The 22,804-nt window shown below is 72.5% G+C and carries 17 protein-coding genes, 1 tRNA gene and 1 pseudogene; 11 read left to right on the top strand and 8 right to left on the bottom strand.

The genetic code is table 11. The features are described 5' to 3' along the window. Window position 1 precedes the first annotated feature (1 nt). On the bottom strand, window positions 2-2,203 hold the full coding sequence (locus D7318_RS11815) for a SpoIIE family protein phosphatase (RefSeq protein ID WP_120696873.1): 2,202 nt from the start codon (window positions 2,201-2,203) through the stop codon (window positions 2-4). Between the two features lie 236 nt (window positions 2,204-2,439). On the opposite strand from D7318_RS11815, the gene D7318_RS11810 reads away from it, so the two are divergent. From D7318_RS11810 to D7318_RS11795, 4 genes are all read left to right on the top strand, one after another. Further along, the gene (locus D7318_RS11810; RefSeq protein ID WP_120696872.1) at window positions 2,440-3,711 is read left to right on the top strand and encodes an aspartate kinase; all 1,272 of its coding nucleotides are present in this window, start codon (window positions 2,440-2,442) and stop codon (window positions 3,709-3,711) included. 400 nt (window positions 3,712-4,111) lie between these two features. Next, on the top strand, window positions 4,112-4,711 hold the full coding sequence (locus D7318_RS11805) for a SigE family RNA polymerase sigma factor (RefSeq protein ID WP_120696933.1): 600 nt from the start codon (window positions 4,112-4,114) through the stop codon (window positions 4,709-4,711). Continuing rightward, entirely contained in the window at window positions 4,708-6,144 is a 1,437-nt protein-coding gene (locus D7318_RS11800) for a hypothetical protein (protein WP_120696871.1), read from the top strand. The genes D7318_RS11805 and D7318_RS11800 overlap by 4 nt, the downstream gene beginning before the upstream one ends. 29 nt (window positions 6,145-6,173) lie before the next feature. Next, window positions 6,174-7,076 carry an SURF1 family protein gene (locus tag D7318_RS11795; protein ID WP_120696870.1) on the top strand — a complete coding sequence of 301 codons (903 nt, stop codon included), beginning with the start codon at window positions 6,174-6,176 and terminating at the stop codon, window positions 7,074-7,076. Here the strand turns inward: D7318_RS11795 and D7318_RS11790 are convergent. From D7318_RS11790 to D7318_RS11780, 3 genes are read right to left on the bottom strand one after another with little or no spacing between them, the layout of a single operon-like run. Beyond that, the gene (locus D7318_RS11790) at window positions 6,994-8,847 is read right to left on the bottom strand and encodes a S9 family peptidase (RefSeq protein WP_408055476.1); all 1,854 of its coding nucleotides are present in this window, start codon (window positions 8,845-8,847) and stop codon (window positions 6,994-6,996) included. The two genes, D7318_RS11795 and D7318_RS11790, sit on opposite strands and share 83 nt — an antisense overlap. After that, window positions 8,840-9,334, bottom strand: a complete 495-nt coding sequence (locus D7318_RS11785; protein WP_120696869.1) for a RidA family protein — start codon at window positions 9,332-9,334, stop codon at window positions 8,840-8,842. The genes D7318_RS11790 and D7318_RS11785 overlap by 8 nt, the downstream gene beginning before the upstream one ends. Continuing rightward, the gene (locus D7318_RS11780) at window positions 9,331-9,492 is read right to left on the bottom strand and encodes a DUF4177 domain-containing protein (RefSeq protein ID WP_120696868.1); all 162 of its coding nucleotides are present in this window, start codon (window positions 9,490-9,492) and stop codon (window positions 9,331-9,333) included. Before D7318_RS11780 ends, D7318_RS11785 begins: the two co-directional genes overlap by 4 nt. Window positions 9,493-9,551: 59 nt before the next feature. Here D7318_RS11780 and D7318_RS11775 point away from each other — a divergent pair, with 59 nt between their 5' ends. Continuing rightward, entirely contained in the window at window positions 9,552-10,544 is a 993-nt protein-coding gene (locus D7318_RS11775) for an ArsA family ATPase (RefSeq protein WP_329604570.1), read from the top strand. Further along, window positions 10,544-11,878, top strand: coding sequence for an ArsA family ATPase (locus D7318_RS11770; RefSeq protein WP_408055475.1), 1,335 nt, complete (start codon window positions 10,544-10,546; stop codon window positions 11,876-11,878). Before D7318_RS11775 ends, D7318_RS11770 begins: the two co-directional genes overlap by 1 nt. Here the strand turns inward: D7318_RS11770 and D7318_RS34930 are convergent. Next, the gene (locus D7318_RS34930; protein ID WP_408055474.1) at window positions 11,860-12,312 is read right to left on the bottom strand and encodes a WhiB family transcriptional regulator; all 453 of its coding nucleotides are present in this window, start codon (window positions 12,310-12,312) and stop codon (window positions 11,860-11,862) included. The two genes, D7318_RS11770 and D7318_RS34930, sit on opposite strands and share 19 nt — an antisense overlap. 339 nt (window positions 12,313-12,651) lie before the next feature. On the opposite strand from D7318_RS34930, the gene D7318_RS11755 reads away from it, so the two are divergent. The 3 genes from D7318_RS11755 (at window position 12,652) to D7318_RS11745 (ending at window position 20,009) form a co-directional block, all read left to right on the top strand. Then, entirely contained in the window at window positions 12,652-14,946 is a 2,295-nt protein-coding gene (locus D7318_RS11755; RefSeq protein ID WP_120696866.1) for a transglycosylase domain-containing protein, read from the top strand. 231 nt (window positions 14,947-15,177) lie between these two features. Then, window positions 15,178-15,675 (top strand): hypothetical protein, encoded by a 498-nt coding sequence (locus D7318_RS11750; protein WP_120696865.1) that lies wholly within the window; start codon window positions 15,178-15,180, stop codon window positions 15,673-15,675. 251 nt (window positions 15,676-15,926) lie between these two features. Then, complete coding sequence (locus D7318_RS11745; protein ID WP_120696864.1) at window positions 15,927-20,009, top strand: golvesin C-terminal-like domain-containing protein; 4,083 nt, start codon at window positions 15,927-15,929, stop codon at window positions 20,007-20,009. A gap of 30 nt (window positions 20,010-20,039) precedes the next feature. Here the strand turns inward: D7318_RS11745 and D7318_RS11740 are convergent, their stop codons facing one another. Beyond that, window positions 20,040-20,747: a hypothetical protein gene (locus tag D7318_RS11740; protein WP_120696863.1), complete on the bottom strand. Its 708-nt coding sequence runs from the start codon at window positions 20,745-20,747 to the stop codon at window positions 20,040-20,042. Window positions 20,748-20,818: 71 nt separating this feature from the next. After that, entirely contained in the window at window positions 20,819-21,271 is a 453-nt protein-coding gene (locus D7318_RS11735) for a GatB/YqeY domain-containing protein (protein ID WP_120696862.1), read from the bottom strand. 42 nt (window positions 21,272-21,313) lie between these two features. On the opposite strand from D7318_RS11735, the gene D7318_RS11730 reads away from it, so the two are divergent. Both D7318_RS11730 and D7318_RS11725 read left to right on the top strand, forming a co-directional pair. Then, window positions 21,314-22,255 (top strand): metallophosphoesterase, encoded by a 942-nt coding sequence (locus tag D7318_RS11730; protein ID WP_120696861.1) that lies wholly within the window; start codon window positions 21,314-21,316, stop codon window positions 22,253-22,255. Between the two features lie 44 nt (window positions 22,256-22,299). Next, window positions 22,300-22,373 (top strand) — tRNA-Pro (locus D7318_RS11725). Window positions 22,374-22,447: 74 nt separating this feature from the next. Here D7318_RS11725 and D7318_RS11720 read toward each other — a convergent pair. Beyond that, window positions 22,448-22,759, bottom strand: a pseudogene (locus D7318_RS11720) (tyrosine-type recombinase/integrase); the annotation flags it as partial. Window positions 22,760-22,804: the final 45 nt, after the last annotated feature.

Here is a 22,804-nt window from a genome sequence, read left to right as displayed (position 1 = left end):
CTCATGTCGGGCTGAGCAGCAGCAGCGCGATGTCGTCGGTGAAGCGCTTCGAGCGCCGCGCCCGGCTCAGCAGGTCGTCGGCCAGCCGGTCCATGCCGCCCTCGGGGCGCGCCCGCGCGACGTGGCCCGCCAGGTCGCGCACGCAGTCGTCCAGGTCGCGGTCGTGGCGTTCGACCAGCCCGTCGGTGTAGAGGACGAGCACGGCCCCCGGCAGCAGCGGGATCTCCATCGTGGGGTACTCCGCGTGCCGCTCGATGCCGAGCAACGGCCCCGGCATCACGGGCAACGTGGTGACCCGCCCGTCGGGGCGGCGCAGCAGCGGCGGCAGATGGCCCGCGGTGGCGAGCCTGGCCCGGTGCGTGCGCAGGTCGAGATGGACGTACAGGCAGCTGGTGAACAGGCCGGGGTCGAGGTCGGTCAGCAGCCGGTTGGCGCGGGCGAGCACCTCGCCGGGCGGCGCGCCCGCCGTGGCGTGGACGGCGGTGCGGACCTGGCCCATCAACGCGGCGGCCTTGACGTTGTGCCCCTGCACGTCCCCGATGGCCGCCGCCGCGGCGGGGAAGGGCGCCGTGTCGCCGCCGAGCCGGATCAGGTCGTAGAAGTCGCCGCCGATCTCCATGCCCTCGGTCGCGGGCAGGTAGCGGGCGGCCACGTCGAGCCCGGGCACATCGGGCAGCACGCGCGGCAGCAGCCCGGCCTGGAGGCGGCGCGCGAGGTGGTGCTTGGCGTCGTAGAGCCGGGCGCGTTCCAGGGCCTGCGCGATCAGCCCGCCGAGCGAGGTCATCACCGCGCGCTCCTCCGCGCTGAACGGGTGCGGCCTGTCGTACGCGATGACGCAGCAGCCGACGGTGCGGCCCGAGGCGATCAGCGGCAGGACGGCCCAGGCGGCCTTGCCGGTGACGGCGGGCAGCGCGGCATAGCGGGGCTCCAGATCCTCGGGCGAGGCGTAGAAGACCGGCTCGCCCTCCGAGAGCACACGGGCCGCGGGGGAGGCGGGGGAGTCGAGCGGGGTGCCGTCGAAGCGTTCCCGCGCCTCGGGGCCGTAGCCGCGGAAGCCCGCCAGGCGCAGCCTGCCGCCCTCGGCGACGAAGATCAGCAGGCCCTGGGCGTCGAGCGAGGGCATGATCTGGCTGGCCACCAGGTCGACCACGTCCCGCACGCCGACCGCCTCGGTGAGCACGGTGGCCAGCTGCATCAGGTGGTAGAGCGCGCCGGGGCGGGTGGGCGCGGCGCGCGCGTCGTGGCCCGGTGTGGTCGGGCTCAGGGCGTGGGCCGCGGCGGGGGCGCGTTCATGGGGCGTGCCCGCGAGGCCCGGCCCGTCGGCGGCGCGTTCGGCCGTGGCCCCGAGCGTGGGCGCGATGCGGACGCTGACGCCGTGGACATCGGGGTACTGCTGGAAGCGCAGCCACCGCTCAGGGGGGCGCAGCGCGGTGAACGCGGTGGGGGTGCGGCTCAGCAGCGCCCCCCTGAACCGGTCCTCGAACACCGGGTCGCTCAGCCACGGCAGCGACTCCCAGAGCCGGAGGCCGCGCAGCTCGCCCACCGGGACGCCGATCAACGCGGCGGCCGCGTCGTTCACAAAGGTGATCCGGCCGTCCAGGTCAAGGGCGCAGTGGCCCTCGGGGAGGCGCTCGGTGAGGGCGACCGCGGCCCGCGCCTCCTCGAGCGGGGACCGCCGCGGTGGCTCCTGCGGGATGACGCGCGGCTCGGCCGGGGCTGGCACCGCGGGTCCTGGCTCGCCTGCGTCGAGGAGCGAATCGAGGAGCAGCGCGCCGACGCGGCGCGCTCCGGCGGTGAGCGCGTCCCGCTCGTGCGCCCCGAGGTCGGCCGGGTGGCCCCCCGACCAGAGCAGCGCGAGCGCGCCCCCGTCGGCGTCGGCCACGCTGATGGGCTCGAACGCCGAGGCGAAGGGATAGGGCAGCACCATCCCCACCTGTGGATACTGAACGGCCATCTCGCCGACGCCGATCCAGACGGTGCGGCGTTCCCTGACCGCGTCGGCCGGGGGGAAGGGCGCCTTCAGGCCGACCCTGAGCCAGGGCCGCAGGATGTCCACGGGCAGGCCCGTCAGCACCGCGAGCCGCAGGACGCGCCGGTCGTGGTCGAGGAGGTAGATCGCCCCGCCGTAGGCCCCGGTCTCCCGCACCGCCCTGAGGAGCGGCGGGTCGAGCAGATCGGGACCAGGTGGCGGCGTATCACCCATGCCTGCACGGTACGTCCGGTTGATGTCGCCAGCACACCGGCGGTCGCCCTGTCCGGCGGTCGGCCGAGGCGGGTCTGTGACATCTCTTACGTTTGTGGCATCTTCCGGTGTGCAGGTGACGTGTCCGGGGCAGGGGTGGTCGCTGGGCGGGCGAGCGGAGCGGCCTGCTCGGTAGACTTCATCCGGCTGTGGCCGATTTTCGGCCATGGGAGCAAGAGAACGAGGAGCGAGCACACGTGGGCCTTGTCGTGCAGAAGTACGGCGGCTCCTCCGTAGCCGATGCCGAGGGCATCAAGCGCGTCGCCAGGCGAGTCATCGAGGCCAAGAAGGACGGCCACCAGGTGGTCGTCGTGGTCTCCGCGATGGGCGACACGACGGACGAGCTGATCGATCTCGCGGGCCAGGTGTCCCCCGTCGCGACGGGGCGCGAGCTGGACATGCTGCTGACCGCGGGCGAGCGCATCTCGATGGCGCTGCTCGCGATGGCGATCACCTCACTCGGGCACGAAGCGCAGTCCTTCACCGGCAGCCAGGCCGGTGTCATCACCGACTCCGTCCACAACAGGGCCCGCATCATCGACGTCACCCCCGGCCGCATCCAGAGCTCCGTCGACGCCGGGAACATCGCGATCGTCGCGGGCTTCCAGGGCGTCTCCCAGACCGGCAAGAACATCACGACGCTCGGCCGCGGCGGCTCGGACACCACGGCGGTCGCGCTGGCCGCCGCGCTCAACGCCGAGGTGTGCGAGATCTACACGGACGTCGACGGCGTCTTCAGCGCCGACCCCCGGGTCGTGCGGAAGGCGCGCAAGATCGACTGGATCTCGTTCGAAGACATGCTGGAGCTGGCCAGTTCCGGCTCGAAAGTGCTGCTGCACCGCTGTGTGGAGTACGCGCGGCGTTACAACATTCCGATTCATGTACGGTCCTCGTTCTCGGGGCTCAAGGGCACATGGGTCAGCAATCAGCCCCCAGGAGGTCAGCCGATGGAGCAGGCAATCATCTCGGGGGTCGCGCATGACACCTCCGAGGCCAAGATCACGGTCGTCGCGGTGCCCGACAAGCCGGGCGAGGCGGCGAAGATCTTCCGCGCGATCGCCGACGCCGAGATCAATATGGACATGGTCGTGCAGAATTTTTCGGCGGCCTCGACCGGTCTCACCGACATCTCGTTCACGCTTCCGAAGGACGAGGGACAGAAGGCGATCGACGCGCTCGAGAAGCGGCGGGAGTTGATCGGTTTCGAAGCACTTCGCTATGACGACCGGATCGCGAAGATCTCCCTCGTCGGCGCGGGCATGAAGACCAACCCCGGCGTCACCGCGACGTTCTGCGAGGCGCTGTCCAACGCGGGCGTCAACATCGAGCTGATCTCCACCTCCGAGATCCGCATCTCCGTGGTGACCCGCGAGGAGGACGTCAACGAGGCGGTGCGCGCCGTGCACACCGCGTTCGGCCTGGACAGCGACACCGACGAGGCCGTTGTCTACGGCGGAACGGGCCGCTGAAGTCCGCCCGGACAGGGCCTGGTTGGGCGGATCACGAGGTCACTCCGGGGGAAAGCGCCTGAAGGTGGCCGACAACGGCCAGATGTGAAGCTCTCGTGACCAAGTCGTAGGCCCGGATGGCTTGCTCCCGGCCGAGGGGCCGGGGGACCATTTCAAGTCCCCGCACCGCTTTGCCAGCCAACCGCGGTGCGGGGTGTGTCTTTGGTGCGCCGGAACGGGCGGAACGGCCAGGGGCGCGGACGGAACGGGACCTTCACGGCGGGCGGTGGGTTATGAGACCGGATACCTCTGATACCGACAGCTCGCCCACGCCGTACAACCTTCGCGGGGGAGAGTGTGTCCAACTGGCGTGGCAGAGGTTGCAGAGGTTCTCGGCTTTCCAGCAGCGCACCCGCGACGCCTGGCCGGGAGCGCGCCCGTGACCGCTCCCCTGCCGGCCTCCCGGCCGACCCGTATCCCCGCCCAGGGCGAGGACGCCGCGGACGACGCGATGAGTGAGGTCGCGGCCGGGACCACGATCGACTTCCTCACCGAGACCTATCGCGCCCACTACCGTTCGCTCCTCGGCCTGGCCGCCCTGCTCCTCGACGACACCGCATCCTGCGAGGATGTGGTGCAGGAGGCGTTCATCCGTGTGCACTCCGCGCGCAACCGTGTGCGCGACCCGGAGAAGACCCTCGCCTATCTGCGTCAGACGGTGGTCAACCTCAGCCGTTCCACCCTGCGCCGCCGCATCCTCGGCCTCAAGCTGCTCTCCAAGCCGCTGCCCAACATGGCGAGCGCGGAGGAGGGCGCGTACGAGCAGCTCGAGCGCGCCGACCTGATCAAGGCGATGCGCGGGCTCCAGCGCCGCCAGCGCGAGGTCCTGGTGCTGCGGTACTTCGCCGACATGACCGAGGCCGAGGTCGCCAAGACCCTGGGGATCTCCGCGGGTTCCGTCAAGGCGTACGGCTCGCGCGGCATCGCCGCGCTGCGCGTCGCGATGGAGGCTGCCCGATGAGCGGAGGCGACGACCGGGACGAGCTCCGGCGTCGGCGGGAGGGGCCGGGCCGGGACGAGGAGCCGCGCGAGACCTCCGAGCCGCTCGACGGCGCGGGGAAGCCGGGCACTCCCGGTACGCCGAGCGCGTCGGGCACGCCAGGGCCGGTCGGCGACGAGGAGGAGCTGCGCCGCCTGCTGCGCGCGGCCGTCGAGGACATCGAGCCGACCACCGACGCGCTCGACCAGCTGCACGAGGCCATCCCCGCGCGCCGTCGGCGCAGACGCCATCTGCTGCTGGGCACCGCGGCGTCCGTGGCGCTGCTCGGCATCGGCGCGCCGCTGGTGATGTCCGCGGCGGCCAACGTCGGCCGCGGCGGCGACGATTCGCTCGAGGCAGGCGCCGAGCACGCCGTGGACGGCGGCCAGCGCTCCCCGGGCGACGGCGGCTCCCTCGGCCTCAACCCCTCCGACGGAGGCCGCCCGACGTCGGGCGGTCCCGGGAGCTTCCCCGAGGACGGCTCCACGCGCGGGACGCCGCCTTCGGGCGCGTTCGACGGGCACTTCCAGGGCCCCTCGCCCGACTCCGACGAGACCATGGGCGTCTCGTCGCCGACGTGCCGCCGCGACCAGCTCGGCGAGATCACCACGGCCCTGGAGCCGCCGGACGCCCAGGGCCGGATCTACGGACTGATCCGGCTGGCCAACGTGTCGGACGACCCCTGCCTGGTGACGGGGAACGGCGAGCTCGCCGCGCTGCCGTTCGGCGCCGACGGCATGGCGGACATCCAGATCGTGGACCGCACGGAGGGCGACCGCGCGACCGGCCTGCCCACGCCCGACGAGACCCACGACGAGCTGGTGCTGCCCGCGGGCGAGGCGTACGAGGTGCGGTTCGCCTGGGTGCCGACCGGCGCGGCGGCGGGCAGCTGCGCGGTCGACGGGCCGGGCGAGACCGAGCCGCCCACCGACCCGCCGCCCAGCGAGTCGGCCGACCCGATGTCCTCGCGGTCGGCCGCGAACGCCCCGTCGTCGGCACCGTCCGAGGGCGGCGGCGCCGGGGGCGTCGGCGAGGGCGGCCCGTCGAGCAGCCCGGGCAGCGGCGGGGAGCAGTCGCCCGGCACCACCGCGGGCACCAACCCCCCCGACGCGAGCGGCCCCGACGACCAGCCGAGCCCGAGCGACCCCAGCGGCGGGACCGGCGGCGACAACGGCAACGGCAACGGCGGCGGGACCGGCAACGGCGGTGGCACCGGCGGCGACAACGGGAACGGCAACGGTGGCGGCACCGGTGGCGGCAACGGCAACGGCGGCGGCGGGGGTGGGGAGGACGACGGCGTGGTCCTGCGTTACACCCCGGCGGCGGGCGAGCCCGCCGCGGCCCAGATCCGGCTCACCGGCGACTGCTCCGGCACCGTCTACCGCACGGGCGTTCTGGAAGCCCCGACGCTCTGACGGCCCCGCGCGGGACGTACCGTGGGGGCGTGTACCGGTTCCTGCTGACCCCCCGCTGGTGGGCGATCAACGTCTTCGTGGTGCTGTCGATCCCCGTGTGCCTCATCGCGGGGACCTGGCAGCTCGGCCGCTTCGAGGACCAGGTGGACTCGCACCGCGAGCAGCGGGAGCTGGCCGAGAACACCGGTGAGGCGCGGCCTTTCGACGAGCTGATGCCGCTGACGACCGAGACCGTGGGGCGGCAGGCGGAGATCACCGGGACGTTCGACGCCGAGCACCAACTCCTCGTCCCGGGGCGGACGATCGAGGGCGACATCGGCTTCTACGCGCTGACCCCGCTGCACCCGGCCGACGGCGGCCCCGCGGTGCCCGTGGTCCGCGGCTGGCTGCCTGGCCCCGCCGACGCGTCCGCGGTGCCCGCGCCGCCCGGGGGCGAGGCGACGGTCAGCGGCGCGTTGCAGGCCGCCGAGTCGCCGAGCGAGATCACCGCGCCGACCACCGCCCTGCCCGAGGGGCAGCTCGGCGTGATCTCGGCCGCCTCGCTGATCAACGTCCTGCCGTACCCGGTCGCCGACGTCTGGATCACCGTGCGGGACGCCGAGGCGCCGCTGACCCCCGTGCCCGCCGAGGCCCCCACCGGCACGGGCCTCGACATGGACGCCTTCCAGAACCTCGGCTACACCGCCGAGTGGTTCGTCTTCGCGGCGTTCGCGGTCTTCATGTGGTTCCGCCTGTTCAGGAGGGAGGTGGAGACCCAGCGCGACGCCGAGCTCGGCCTCCACCCCGGCGGACACGACGACCGCGCCGGACGCGGCGGGTCCGGCGCACCCGAGGCGCCGCCGAGCGGCCTCAGCGGGCCACCGGCTCGGGCGCCGGTGCCGGACCGGGAAGGTGCTCCCGCGCGAAGCGGATCTCCTGCGCCACCTGCTTGATCCGCTCCTCCACCACCAGCGAGCCGTGCCCGGCCTCGTACCGGTACACCTCGTGGGTGACGCCGCGCTCGGCCAGCCGCGCCACATAGTTCTCGATCTGGCGGATCGGGCACCGCGGGTCGTTCAGCCCGGCCGAGATGTAGACGGGGGCGCGCACCTGATCGACATACGTGATCGGCGACGACGCCTCGAACCGCTCAGGCACCTCGTCGGGCGAGCCGCCGAGCAGCGTGCGGTCGAGCGCCTTGAGCGCCTCCATCTCGTCCTCGTACGCCGCCACATAGTCGGCCACGGGCACCGCCGCGACCCCGACCGTCCAGGCGTCCGGCTGCGTCCCGATCCCGAGCAGCGTCAGATAGCCGCCCCACGAGCCACCGGTCAGCACCAGGCGCTCGGGATCCGCGAGCCCCGAGGCGACGGCCCACTCGCGCACCGCCGCGATGTCCTCGAGCTCGATCAGCCCGACCCGGTGCTTGAGCGCGTCCGTCCAGGCGCGGCCGTACCCGGTGGAGCCCCGGTAGTTGACCCGGACGACGGCGAAGCCGTGGTCGAGCCACGCCGCGGGCCCGGCCGTGAACGCGTCGCTGTCGTGCGCCGTCGGCCCGCCGTGGATGTCGAACACCGTGGGGAAGGGCCCCTCGCCGACCTCGGGCCGCTGCACCAGCGCGTGCACCCGGCCGCCCGGCCCTTCGACCCACACGTCCGTGACGGGCAGCGAACGCGGCGCCCGGAGCCCCGGCGGATCCAGCACCGTCCCGCCCGCCGTCGAGACCACCCGCGGCGGCTCGGCGGCCGACGACCACAGGTACTCGACCGTGCCGTCGGGGCGCCCCGTGGCCCCCGAGATCGTGCCGGGCGGCGTCTCGACCAGGGCCGACTCCCCGGCCGCCAGGTCGTGGCGCCACAGCTCGTCGCGCGCGTGACGGCTGTGCTCGAGCAACAGGCCCGAGGCGTCGGGCAGCCAGCTCGCGTGGACGTCGCCCGGCAGCTCCGTCGGCAGCTCGGTCTGCTCACCGGTCAGCGGATCCCAGATCATCGGCTCCCAACGGCCGCGCCGCTGATGGCCGATCAGCAGCCGCGGGTCCCCGGCCACCGGCGCGAACCCCAGCACCGAAAGGCCCAGCTCCTCGGTGCCGCCACGCGTGTCGTCCAACTCGGCGACCGTCGTGCCGTCCAGGCGCGTCACCCGCACCGCGGAGTGCATCGCGTCGCCGTGCTCCGTGTGCTCGATCGCCAACAGCGAGCCGTCGTGCGACAGATCGCCCACCCCGGCCGACTGCCGGTGGCGGTAGACCTCGACCGGCTCGGCCCCCGGCCTCGCCACATGGAGCGTCGTGCCGTCCTCCTCGGTCATCCGCCCGACGACCACCGTGCCGTCCCGGCCGAGCGCGAGACCCGCGGGGAACGACGCCGCGAGCCCCGGCACCGCCGTCTCGTCCTCGCCCCCGGCGAACGGCTGCCGCATCCACACGCCGAACTCGTCCCCGTCGTGGTCGGCGAACCACCACAGCCACGCGCCGTCGGGCGAGAGCGTGCCGTCCACCGTCCCGTTCGGCCGGTCGGTGGCCTGCCGCTGCCGCCCGGTGGCCCGGTCCCACGCGTACAGCTCGAACGTGCCGGTGGCGTTGGAGATGAACAGCGAACGCTCGGGGGCGTCCCGCGCCCAGCCGGGCAGCGAGACCCGCGGCGCCCTGAAGCGCCGCTCCCAGTCGGGCATGGCGACCCCGGCCTCGCCCGACCTCTCGGCCTCCCGCTCCGGCGGCTCAGCCATCGGAGAGCTCCACCTGCATCTCGACCTCGACCGGCGCGTCAAGCGGCAGCACGGCGACGCCCACCGCGCTGCGCGCGTGCCGCCCCCGCTCGCCGAAGACGTGGCCGAGCAGCTCACTCGCGCCGTTGATCACCTGGGGCTGGCCCGTGAACCCGGGCGCGGACGCCACGAAGCCCACCACCTTGACCACCCGGGCCACCCGATCCAGGCCCCCCGCCACGGACTTGACGGCGGCCAGGGCGTTCAACGCGCAGATCCGCGCCAGCTCCTTCGCCTCCTCGGGCCCGACCTCGGCCCCCACCTTCCCCACCCCCCGCAACTCGCCGCCGACCAGCGGCACCTGGCCCGAGGTGTACACATAGGGCCCGGTCACCACCGCGGGCACATAGGCCGCCACCGGCGGCGCCACGTCGGGCAGCTCGAGCCCCAGCTCGGCCAGCCGCGCCTCGACGGACCCCTGGTCGCCCCCGTCGCCCCCGCCACTCACGGCTGCTGCTTCTCACGCTTGAAGTACGCCACCAGCTGCTCGGGATTCGGACCGGGGATGACCTGGACCAACTCCCAGCCGTCCGCACCCCAGTTGTCCAGAATCTGCTTGGTGGCGTGCACCAGGAGCGGCACGGTCACGTATTCCCACTTCTTCATGCCCTTCACTTTAGTCGTCCCCTCTGACACCGCGGCGGCCTTCGCCTAGGCTCGCCACCGTGAGCGCTTCCGGCAATCCGGGGATCGGGCCCGCCACCCGGCTCCATGTGGTCAGCGGCAAGGGCGGCACGGGCAAGACGACCGTCGCCGCCGCCCTCGCGCTCGCGCTCGCCGACGAGGGCAGGCGCACCCTGCTCGTCGAGGTCGAGGGCCGCCAGGGCATCGCCCAGCTCTTCGAGACCGAGGCGCTCCCCTACGCCGAGCGCCGCATCGCCATCGGCCCCGGGGGCGGCGAGGTCTTCGCGCTCGCGATCGACGCCGAACAGGCGCTGCTCGACTACCTCCAGATGTTCTACAAGCTCGGCGGCGCGGGCCGCGCCCTGCGCCGGATCGGCGCGATCGACTTCGCCACCACGGTCGCCCCAGGGCTGCGCGACGTCCTGCTGACCGGCAAGGTCTGCGAGGCGGTCAGGCGCCGCGGCAAGGACGGCGCGGACTGGGCGTACGACGCGGTGGTCCTCGACGCCCCGCCGACCGGCCGCGTCGCGCGCTTCCTCGGCGTCAACCACGAGGTCGCGGGCCTGGCCAGGGTCGGCCCCATCCACCACCAGGCGCAGGCCGTGATGCGCGTGCTGACCTCGCCCGAGACCGCGGTGCACCTGGTCACGCTGCTCGAGGAGATGCCCGTGCAGGAGACGGCCGACGGGGTCGCCGAGCTGCGCGCCGCCGAGCTGCCCGTGGGCGCCGTGGTCGTGAACATGGTGCGCGCCGCCGAGCGCCTCGACATCCCGCTGCCCGAGCGTGACCCGGGGCTCGCCGCCGCGCTCGGCCGCGCCGGGCTCAGGGGCGCCACGCGGCTGGCCGGGCCTCTGCTGGCCCAGGGCCGCGAGTACGCGCAGCGGCTCGCGCTCGAACGGGCCCAGCGCGCCGAGCTGGCCGGGCTCGGCCGACCGGTGCGCGAGCTGCCGCTGCTCGGCGAGGGCGCGGACCTGGCGGGCCTGTACCGACTGGCGCGCCGCCTGCGGGAGTTCGACTGGGCGGGGGGCGCGTGATGGACGACGCGATGAACGAGGGGGCGCGCGAGACGGGTCAGGCGCCGGTGCCCGCGCTCGCGGTCGACCCGCTGCTCGACGACCCCTCGGTCCGCATCGTCGTGTGCTGCGGCTCGGGCGGCGTCGGCAAGACGACCACGGCCGCCGCGCTCGGCCTGCGCGCGGCCGAACGCGGGCGGCGCGCGGTGGTGTTGACGATCGACCCGGCGCGGCGGCTGGCCCAGTCGATGGGCCTGACCGAGCTGGACAACGTCCCGCGCCCCGTGCCGGGCGCCGACCGGTCCGCGGGTGGCGAGCTGTTCGCCATGATGCTTGACATGAAGCGCACGTTCGACGAGATCGTCGAGGCGCACAGCGACCCGGCGCGCGCCCGCGCGATCCTGGACAACCCCTTCTACCAGTCGCTCTCCGCCGGGTTCGCCGGCACCCAGGAGTACATGGCGATGGAGAAGCTGGGCCAGCTCGCCGCCCGCGACACGTGGGACCTCATCGTGGTGGACACCCCGCCGAGCCGCTCCGCGCTCGACTTCCTCGACGCCCCGCAGCGGCTCGGCTCGTTCCTCGACGGGCGCTTCATCCGGGTCCTGATGGGCCCGGCCAAGGCGGGCGGGCGCGCGGGGCGCAAGGTGATGAGCCTGGGGATGGCCGGGCTCTCGCTGTTCACCGGCACGCTCGGCAAGGTGCTCGGCACGGCGCTGCTGCGCGATGTGCAGACGTTCGTGGCCGCGATGGACACGATGTTCGGCGGCTTCAGGGCGCGGGCCGACGCGACCTACCGGCTGCTCCAGGCGGGCGGCACGGCGTTCCTCGTGGTGGCCGCGCCCGAGCGCGACGCGCTGCGCGAGGCCGCGTACTTCGTCGACCGGCTCAAGGCCGACCGCATGCCGCTCGCCGGGCTCGTGCTCAACCGCGTGGGCACGTCGGCCGCTTCCCGGCTCAGCGCGGAACGCGCCCTGGCGGCGGCCGAGGTGCTCGACGCAAAGAATCTTGCGTCAAACGGAATTGTGGATCATCCGGCTGGGGATGATGCCTCTCGAAGCGGCCGTCGCTCTCCCGAAGACCACTCCCCGGCGGCCCCAGGGGGCAGCGACGCCCCGGCCAAGACCGGCGACGACGCGTCCGACCGCCTCGCGGCGGCGTTGTTGCGCGTGCACGCGGAGCGCATGCGCCAGCTCGCGCGCGAGGAGCGCACGCGGGCGCGCTTCACCGCACTCCACCCCGAGGTGCCCGTGGTGGAGGTGCCCGCCCTGCCCGGCGACGTGCATGACCTGGCAGGGCTGCGCGCCATCGGCGAACGGCTCGCCGGCCGGGGGGATCAGCCGACGTTCGCGTAGCCGGGGAAGTCCCCGAAGCCCTCGTACCGCTCGTAGTCGCGCTCGTACTCCTGCTCGTACTCCCGCTCATAGCCGTCGTACGTCTCGTAACGCTCGCCACCCTCGTGGTCCCGGTGGTCCTCCCGCTCACCGGAGCGCGCGGCGAGCGGGCGTGCGCCCTGCTCGTACTCCGTGCGCGCGGTCTCGAGCAGGCGGCGCCAGGAGGTGACGGTCGGGCGCCGACGCAGCAACGCACGCCGCTCACGCTCCGTCATGCCTCCCCAGACGCCGAACTCCACGCGGTTGTCCAGGGCGTCGGCGAGGCACTCCGTGCGCACCGGACAGCCGGTGCAGACGGCTTTGGCCCTGTTCTGAGCAGCCCCTTGTACGAACAGTTCATCCGGATCCGTCGTGCGACAGGCGGCCTGCGCACTCCAGTCGGTAACCCAGCTCATGCCGGTGCCGTCCTCTCCCGAATCGAGGCTCCCCCACGGCGGCAAGTGGCATATTCACCCTTGCCAGTTGAGGACGTTACGGAAGGCTGGCACCGCACAACACCCCCAGGGGGTCTAATCTTGAATGGCCCGATCGGACTATGGGGAGCGCGAAGTCACCCTCACGAGTGAAGCGCGGTCGACGCAGGTAAACGTTCCGCTGGTCGGTGGCACACCGCCTCCGCCAACTCACCCCTATGGGTGATGGCTCGCTTGACGCGGGGGTCATTGTGTGAACCGTGAGTAGCTTAGGCGAACAGATGGACCCCTGTCCGGCTTTTGAGAACGTAGGCTTGCGCCATGAGTAGGAAGCGTCCCGGTGGCGGTCTGACCACCTTCCAGCAGGCGGCCAAGTTCCTCGGGGTCAGCGTGCTCTCCGGCGCGGTGCTCGCGGGGATCGCCCTACCGGCGGTCGGCGCCCTCGGCCTCGCGGCCCGCGGCACCATGGACGGGTTCGACGAGATCCCCGCCATGATGGAGCGCCCCCCGCTCAGCCAGCGGACCACCATCCTGGACGCGAACGGCGAGAAGATCGCCGACGTCTACAACCGCAACCGCACGGTCGTGCCGCTCGACGACATGGCCGACACGTTGACGCAGGCGATCGTCGCCATCGAGGACGCCCGCTTCTACGAGCACGGCGCCGTCGACCTCCGCGGCATCCTGCGCGCCCTGACGCAGAACGTCGAGTCGGGCAGCGTCGAGCAGGGCGCCTCCACGCTCACCCAGCAGTATGTGAAGAACGTGTTCGTCGAGGCCGCGGGCGACGACGCCGAGGCGATCGCCGAGGCCATCACGCAGACCGGCGCCGCGGGCCTCGGCCGCAAGATCCAGGAGATCAAGTACGCGATACAGCTGGAGCAGGAGCTCACCAAGGACGAGATCCTGGAGAACTACCTGAACATCACGTACTTCGGCCAGCAGGCGTACGGCGTGGAGGCCGCCTCCCAGCGGTACTTCTCGAAGTCCGCCGCCGAGCTCGACCTGCACGAGTCCGCGATGCTCGCCGGCCTGGTGCAGTCCCCCAGCCAGTACGACCCGACCGTGGACGACCAGGCCGCCGTCCAGCGCCGGAACACCGTGCTCCAGGCCATGGTCGACACCGGCGACATCACCCGGGCCGAGGCCGACGAGGCCATGGAGCGCGACCTCGGCCTGAACGTCAGCGAGCCGAGGAACGGCTGCATCACCGCCGTCAACGACGCCCAGTTCTTCTGCGACTACGTCGAGCGCGAGTTCCTGAGCAGCCCCGTCTTCGGCGAGACGAGGGAGGACCGCCAGGCCCTGTGGGCGCTCGGCGGCCTCACCATCACCACCACGCTCGACCCCCAGGCCCAGCAGGCCGCCGCGGCGGCGGCCAGGGACGGCGCGCGCCCCGAGGACTCGGTGTCCGCCACCGTCGTCCAGGTCGAGCCCGGCACGGGCCACATCCTGTCGATGGCGCAGAGCCGCCCCTACGGCAACGACCCCGAGCAGCACCAGACCACGATCAACCTCAATGTCTCGCAGGAGATGGGCGGCTCCAACTACGGCTTCCAGCCCGGCTCGACGTTCAAGCCGATCACCGCGGCCGCGGCCCTCGAGGCGGGGATCTCCCCGGCCCAGGAGTACACCACCGACAACGAGCTGACCGTTCCGCTCGCCGACTTCCGCGACTGCGAGAACCGCCCCCTGAGCGACGGCTCGGGCGAGACGGAGTACGAGCTGGCGAACGAGCGGGAGGAGCTGCGGGGCACCTGGGACATGACCGAGGGCCTCGCCGACTCGGTCAACACGTACTTCGTCGAGCTCGAGCGCCAGGTCGGCCTGTGCGAGACGCTGGAGATGGCCGCCGCCATGGGGCTCGAGCGCGGCGACAACGAGCCGCTCGACGCCGTCGCCTCCCTGACCCTGGGCAGCGAGACGGTCGCCCCGCTCCAGGTCGCGAACGCCTACGCCACGTTCGCCAACCGCGGCACCTACTGCGAGCCCGTCGCCATCTCGGCGGTCACGGACTCGAAGGGCGAGGAGCTGGCCGTTCCCGAGAGCGACTGCCGCCAGGTGATGTCGGAGCACACCGCCGACACGGTCAACCAGATGCTCGTCAACGTCGTCGAGAACGGCACGGGCCAGCCGGCCCGGCTCATCAGGGAGAGCGCGGGCAAGACCGGCACGACCAACGACCGGCAGGACGTGTGGTTCGCCGGGTACACCCCCGAGATCGCCACGGCCGTCCACGTGGGCAACGAGAACGAACGCCAGCAGATGGTGGACATCACCATCGCCGGACGGTTCTACGAGACCGCCGGCGGCGGCAGCGTCGCGGGCCCCATCTGGAATCAGGCGATGACCGGAGCCCTCCAGGGGGTCCAGGCCTCGACGTTCAACGACGTGGACGTCCCCCGCGGCGACGACCGCCCGAGCCGCCCCGATGACCGCGACGACGACGACCGGGACGACCCGGGCGGCGACAACGACAGCGGGAACGGCGACGAGGGCGACGACAGGGGGAACGGCGACAACGAGCCGCCCAACGAGGGCAACGAGTGGGGCGACCTGCTCGGCGGCAACGGCAACGGCAACCGCGGGAACGGCCCCGGCGGCTTCTTCGACTGAGAAGTCGGGGCCCGGGATATCGACGAGATATCTTCGGCATACATATCGGATACAGCGAAGAACAGGCCAGAGACAGTGGCGTTGACGTGTCCACGGGCACCGGGGACGCTGGGTCGCGGAAATCGTGTGAATGACCTCCGGGTCATGTGACGAGAAGAGGCGATCGTGAAGTCCCCGAGAACGTCACGCAAAAGACCGCTCCTCCTGTTCAATTTCCTGGCCGTTCTCTGTGTGTCCACCGGCCTGCTGACCGCGCCGTCGTCGTCCGCCGCACCCGCCGTGGTTCCGACCGATGTCGCTCCGACCGACGTGTCCCCGCTCTGGACGCACGACGGCAGGAACCCCAACGGGCTCAACTTCTCCTCGGGTCCCGCGCAGGCGGCGATCGCCGACGGCCCCACCCCGATCGGGACCATCCAGCTCAGGTACGGCACATATGACGGACGTCAGTACTCCTGGACGCGGCTCCGGTGGTACGGCGCCTCGGGCAGCGCGTCGTTCTGGGCGCAGCGGCGCTACATCGTCAACGGCGTGACGCAGGGCACCGAGTCCCTCGGCTGGACGAGCATCCCCGGGCCTTCCGGCTACACGGCCAAGGACACGGGCAACGCGCACTACTCCTGGACCCCGATGTATTACAACCCGCCGGGCGCCGGGAGTGGCACCGGCTATCAGATGCGGGCCTGCGCCGCGACCGGCGGGAACACTTATTGCACCGCCTGGTGGTGATCCCCGCCCCCCGGAGAAAAGCCTTCGGCACATTTCTCCGAATCACCTCTCCGATATAGGTCGGCGCACGCCGACTCCCTGATTTCCCTGTGAAGCCCCTGGCCCGGACGCATTCCCGCTGAGAAAACGTCCCGCCAGGGGCTTCACGTGTGCCGTGCGGACCGGCACACGCGGCCGAGCGATCTTGTGCCACCCCCGCGAAAGCGGCGGGCGATTCACGACACGTCCAAGTGAGGGGATGGGAAAAGACGATGCGAAGACTGTTCCGGCGACGCGCCGCCGTCGCCACGGCCGCGCTCTCGGCGCTGGTCATGATGGCGCCCACGGGCCCCGCGCACGCGCAGGCCGACACCACGACCGCGCCCGCCGCGGCGGCCCAGCAGGACCCCGGCGGGAGCGGCCCCGAGGAGGCCCCTGCGCCCGACGCCGTTCCGCCGTCCGAGCGCGACCGCCTGCTGGGCGGGGGCTGGCGGGAGTCGGAGGACCGGCTGTGGACGACCTCGGGCGACGGCACCGGCTTCCATGTGCTCGTGGCCGAGGAGAGCCGGGGCTACGCCTGGCGCACCGCCGCGTCCCTGTCCGAGCCCGGCTTCGAGACCGACACCTGGATCGGGAACGCGTGTGTGACCGCCTCGGGGCAGCGCGCGGTCGTGGTGTACGCGCCCCGTACCTTCACCAACGAGCCCGAGCTGATGACCAGGGGCGCGTTCACCGCCGTCGTGGACCTGACCAGCGGCGAGGTGACCAAGCTTCCCCTGCTCTCCTCCCTCGCCCACTTCTCGCCCGGCTGCGGCGCGGGCGAGACCGCGGTGGTCTCCCAGTTCTCCGACGACGCGTCGGAGCGGAACGCCACGCGCCTGGTCCTGATCGACGCGGCGGACGGCACCCCGGGTGAGCCGCTGACCCTGGCCGGGCAGGTGACCTCGGCCGTTCCCCACGGCGACGATGTCGTCGCGGCCAGCGGCGCCAACCTGGTGCGGATCGACGCCGAGGGCGAGCGGACCCGGCTCGCCCGCACGCGCGGCGTCCCGTTCCAGATCGCGGCCGACGCCGACGGCGGCTTCGTCTTCCTCGATCGCACAGGACCCGACGGTGAAGGCGTCGAGCGCGCCGCCGTCGCCCGGGTGGGCCCCGACCTGGTGGACCGGCCGAACGCCGACGCCCCGCCCGAGGAGTTGGCGACCGGCGAGCTCACGGCGTTCGACCTCGCCCGCGCCGCCGACGGCACCGTCGTCGTCACCGGCACCGCCGCCACCGAGGGCGCGCTGCCCGACACGGTGAGCAATCCGGGCACGCTGCCGAAGGACGCACGGGTCAGCACCCGTGGCGAGGCGGCCGTGCACACGAGCTGGGCGGACGGCAGGGACGCGCACATCACCCCCGAGGAATCGGTGTCGGCCCGGCCGGTGCGCGCGGAGATCACCGCGCTCGACACCCGGCGTTCGACCGTCCTCCAGGCCGCGCCCGCCGCCGAGCCCATCGACGTGGACCGGCTCGGTCAGGGCACGACGCCGTCCCCCGCCCTGGCCCCCGGCGCGGCGCCGGAGGGCACGGGGGCCGCCGCGGCCTCCCCTTCCGACCCGGTGGACGACGAGCGTTACTGCTCGGTGCCGCGTGGCGACGTCAACAAGCAGGCGTTCCAGCCCACTCCACGCCAGGTCGAGTGGGCCGTCGACCAGGCCGTCGTCGACGGCCTCGACCGGCACGTGTCGCGGGGCGCCGACTGGAAGGGCACCGGCATGGCCGCCTACCAGCCGCAGAGCCTGTTCCCGCTGAGCGTGCTGCACGGCGACCCGACGGGCGCCTACGAGCCGGACTCCGAGGACGAGTGGCACATCCCCGCGCAGATCATGCTCGGGATCACCGCGCAGGAGTCCAACATGTGGCAGGCGACCAGGTACGCCGTGCCGGGCCTCACCGCGAACCCGCTCATCGGCAACTACTACGGCATCGAGTACGCCCCCGACGGCGAGCAGACCGACCCCTGGGCGGTCAACTGGGCGGACGCCGACTGCGGCTACGGCATCACGCAGGTCACGGACGGCATGCGCATGGCCGGGCGGGAGAAGCCGGGCGAGACCGCCCTGACGCCGCGCCAGCAGGAGGCCGTGGCACTCGACTACACCGCCAACATCGCGGCCGGCGCCGACATCCTCGCCGACAAGTGGAACCAGACCATGTCCGCGGGACTCGTCGTCAACGACGGGGACCCGCGCTGGATCGAGAACTGGTTCTTCGCCCTCTGGGCCTACAACTCCGGCTTCTACCCGGAGAGTTCGGCGGGCGAGCACGGCGGCCACTGGGGCGTCGGCTGGACGAACAACCCCGCCAACCCGCTGTGGAAGGCGAACCGCACGCCGTTCCTCGAGGACGCCCAGGGCAGGGACGACTACGCGCACGCCGCGCACCCGCAGGACTGGCCGTACCCGGAGAAGGTCATCGGCTGGGCCGCACGCCCGCTGTCGGCCATGACCGCGCCCGGCGAGTTCGCCGCGGGCTACCGCGCCTCCTGGTGGAACTCGACCCAGTACCGCACCGCGGCCAAGCCCCCGATCGCGCTCTTCTGCGACGACTCCAACGACTGCGACCCCGGCCTGATCGGCGACGACGACGACAACGAGCCCGGCCTCGGCGCCTGCGGCGAGTTCACGCCGGGCTTCGAGCTGCACTGCTGGTGGAACCAGGCCGCGGAGTGGAAGGACTGCGGGGCCGCGGCGACGTGCGGCTACGCCGTGCACCGGTTCAACGAGACGTTTCCTGAGCAGCCCGACCAGAACTCCTCCTACCCGCCCCGGTGCAGCGACGGCCTCCCGAGCGGCACGCTCGTCGTCGACGACGTCCCCGACGGCGTCTACCCCGCGGGATCGGCGGGCCACAGCTGCGGCCCGATCGAGTCGGCGGGGCGTTTCTCGTTCGAGTTCACCGAGTGGAACGCCACCTATCCCGGCAAGATCGACCTCCACCAGATCGGGGCGGCGTACGGCAATCACTTCTGGTTCACGCACACCCGCGAGGAGGACGAGCGCCTCCACATGAAGGGCACCTGGACCCTGGACCGGCCGATCGACGGCTGGGCCCGCGTCCTGGTCCACATCCCCGACCACGGCGCGCACACCCGCCAGGCCACCTACGAGGTGCACGGCACCGACTCCACCAGTCCCGAGCGGGTCGTGCCCCAGCGGACGCGCGAGAACCGCTGGGTGAGCCTGGGCGCGTTCCGCTTCACCGGCACCCCCGCCGTCTCGCTCGGCAACTACACGCAGGACGGGAACGGCTCCGAGGACGTCGCCTGGGACGCCGTGGCGTTCCAGCCGCTGCCTGACCAGCCGCGCCACCAGATCGTCGCGATGGGCGACTCGTACTCCTCGGGCGAGGGCGCGTCCGACGGGGACGAGCACTACTACCCGGAGACCAACTACCGCAACGAGAGCGACAGCTCGACCCGCAACGCCTGCCACCGCTCCACCGAGACCTGGTCGAGGCAGGCGCAAGCGCCCGGCTTCGCGCAGTCCGTGGGCGAGCTGGACGACAGCCTGCACCCGGACATGGACTACCACCTCACCGCCTGCTCGGGGGCGCGGACCTACAACATGCACCGGTACGTTCAGGACAACGGCGGCGAGCTGCCGCAGCTCGACCAGGGATATCTGGACCAGCACACGTCCCTGGTGACCGTCTCCATCGGCGGCAACGACGCCCGGTTCTCGCACGTCGTGCAGGAGTGCCTGCTGGAGATCGGGGTGAGCGGCTGCGCCGGGGAGGCGTTCGAGAGCAGTGACCCGCTCATCGACGAGGAGTGGGGCGACGGGCGCGACGGGCCCTACCAGGGCCTGCCGATGGACGAGGCGCTCCCCGCGCTGCTGCACGACGTGGTGCGCGTGGACGTCCTCGCGACGCTCGACCGCATCCACGAGCAGGCGCCCAACGCCAAGATCGTGCTGATGGGTTACCCGGAGCTGTTCTCCTCGAGCGGCTCCTGCCTGCGCACGTTCTTCGGCTGGATCGGGCTGCGCGCTGAGTCCGCCCACTGGCTCAACGACCTCGCCGGTGTGCTGGCGGACGAGATGAACGGCGCGGTCGCCGACGCCAGGGCCCGCGGCGTCGACGCGTACTTCTCCGATCCGCGGGAGGACTTCCAGGGCATGTCCGTGTGCGGCGACCCCGAGCAGGTGCACGGCATCGTCACGGACACCACCGCGAGCGACGACCCGGTCGTGGACTGGCCGCTCATCGGGGAACGCGGCCTGTCGGCGCAGTCGTTCCATCCCAAGCGCGGGGGCGCCACGCTCTACGCCGACTCCCTGGAGCGGACGATGAGCGGCATGGGGCTGTAGGGCTGTGGAGGGGTGAGGGCCGCCCGGCCCTCACCCCGCCGCGTCGGGCGCGCTCACCGCCAGGTACCCGGCGCCCTCCGACCAGGCGACCACCAGGCGGTGGGCGCGCCGGATCTCCTCCAACGGGACGACATCGGACCCGGGCTCGACCGCACAGCGCGCGTGGACGATGTGGTCCGACTCCTCGGGACAGGGGCGGGGCTCCGCCACCCGGTCCCCGGGGATGTCCCACGCCAGACCCGTGACCAGGGACGGCCCATAAGGGCCGCCACTCGCCAGGAGCCGCTCCCACACCCTCGCCTCCCTGGCCGCCACCTCTTCCTTCTCGGGGAACTCGGCGGCGACCGCGTCGAGCAGCGCGGGGATGTCCTCGTCCCACCCGTAGTACGCGGTGGCGGTCACCGAGCAGGTCATCTCACGGCCTGAGTCCTCCTGCGCCTTCCAGTCGTAGCCGGGGCCGCGCAGACAGCTGTCCGTGGTCACCACGGAGTACGGGCGCAGCCCCGGCAGGCGCTCGGCCACCCGCGCGATCTCGTCCCGCACCCGGCGCTCCGCACCCGCGCGTTCCTCCTCGGTCGGCGCCGACGTGGCCCGCGCCCGCAACTCCTCGGCGGACGGGCCGCCTTCGGCCAGGGCGCAGGCGGCGGACGGCACGAGGACGAGCAGGGTGAACAGGGCCGCGCTCACCGGGCGCACCGGGCGGCGGCGCGCCCGGTGCGCCAACGAGGACTTCGCCATGCCGGATACCTGCCCCGCCGAGCCGTTGGGCCACCCCGCCGGAGGCCGTCAGGCGATCCGGCCCCGCGCGATCAGCCCGCCGCCAGGGCCTTCCGCACGGCCGCGGCGACCCTGCCGCCCTCGGCGCGGCCCGCGACCCTGGGGTTGACGACCTTCATCACGGCGCCCATGTTCGGCGTGCCGCCGATCTCCGCAAGCACCGCGGCGATCAGCGCGTCGAGCTCCTCGTCGGTGAGCTGCGCGGGCAGGTACTCCGCGAGCACCTGGCCCTCGGCCCGCTCCCGCGCGGCCTGCTCGGGGCGCCCGCCCTTGTCGAACGCCTCGGCCGCCTCGCGCCGCTTCTTGGCCTCGCGGGCGATCACCTTCCGCACCTCTTCGTCCGACAGCTCACGGGCCGACTTCCCCGCGACCTCCTCGGTCGTGATCGCGGCCAGGGTCATCCGCAGCGTCGCGGAACGCAGCTCGTCGCGCTGCTTGATGGCGGCCGTCAAATCGTGTCGGAGCTGGGACTTGAACGTGGTCATGCCCCCCATTGTGCGGTACCGCTCATCTGAAACGATGGCCCCATGCGCGCCCGTTACCGCATCCCCCTCAACGTCGCCCTCACCGCCACCGCCCTGACCGCGGCGACCGTGGCCTACGCCGCGGGATTCGAAGCCCGCTCGTTCCGGCTGCGCCGGGTGAGCGTCCCGGTCCTGACCCCGGGGGCGGGGCCGTTGCGGCTGCTGCACGTGTCGGACATCCACATGGTCTCGGGTCAGCGCAAGAAGCAGCGGTGGCTGCGCTCTCTCGCCGGGCTCCGCCCCGACCTGGTGATCAACACCGGCGACAACCTCTCCGACCCCGAGGCCGTCCCCGAGACGATCGACGCGCTCGAGCCGCTGATGGAGTTCCCCGGGGCGTACGTCTTCGGCTCGAACGACTACTACGCGCCCCGCCTGCGCAACCCGGCGCGTTACCTGGTGGAACGCGCCTCGGGACGCTACGGCCTCAACGGCAACGCGCCCGCGCACCACGTTCCCCGCAACCCCTGGTGGGAGCTGCGGGACGCGTTCGACCAGGCGGGCTGGGCCAACCTCAGCAACGCCCGCGGCCACCTGAAGGCCGCGGGCACCGAGATCGCCCTCACCGGGCTCGACGACCCCCACATCCGCCGCGACCGCTACGACGAGGTCTCCGGCGGCCCGGCCCCTGACGCCGACCTGTCCCTCGCCGTGGTGCACGCCCCGTACCTGCGCGTGCTCGACGCGTTCACGGCCGACGGCTACCCCCTGATCCTCGCGGGCCACACCCACGGCGGCCAGCTGTGCGTCCCCTTCTACGGCGCGCTGGTCACCAACTGCGACATCGACACGGACCGCGTGAAGGGCCTCTCGACCCACGAGACCCCGTCCCACCGCAGCTACCTCCACGTCTCGGCGGGCTGCGGCACGAACCGCTACACCCCGGTCCGCTTCGCCTGCCCCCCCGAGGCCACGCTCCTGACGCTGACGGCGCGGGAAACCTGATTTCCCGTACACGCGAGGGTCGGCTAGAGTGTTGAACGCTGCACCGGGGTGTGGCGCAGCTTGGCAGCGCGCTTCGTTCGGGACGAAGAGGTCGTGGGTTCAAATCCCGCCACCCCGACGCTGGTCAGAGGGCCTTGTGATAATCTCAGCAAGGCCCTCTGCCTTTTGTACAGCAGCGAAGTACAGCAACGGCTACGGCTTGGCTGGTCGCCCTCTTTTCCCGCCGAGGGCCTTCCCGAGCTTGCGGAGGGCCCGTCGCGTCTCCTTCGACGGGATGTGGGTGTAGACCTCCATGGTCACCGCGATCTCGGAGTGCCGGAGGATCTGCATGGCGACGCGCGGGTGCACATCCATCGCGGCCAGCAGCGACCCGCAGGTGTGCCGAGTGTCGTGCACGCGGATCACGCGGACGGCCGCCCGCTCGCAGCGCCGGATGAACTCGCGGTTGAAGTTCCGGGGGTCGATCGGGGTGCCGTAGCGGGTGGTGAACACCATGTCGGCGGTGGATGCTTGGCGGTATCGAGGCCACCCCGGGGCCGGTACTGGGCT

The organism is Streptomyces radicis (assembly GCF_003626575.1).
GTDB lineage: Bacteria > Actinomycetota > Actinomycetes > Streptomycetales > Streptomycetaceae > Streptomyces > Streptomyces radicis.
The sequence above is the reverse complement of the archived record's forward strand: the minus strand, read 5'-3'. Positions and strand labels throughout refer to the sequence as shown.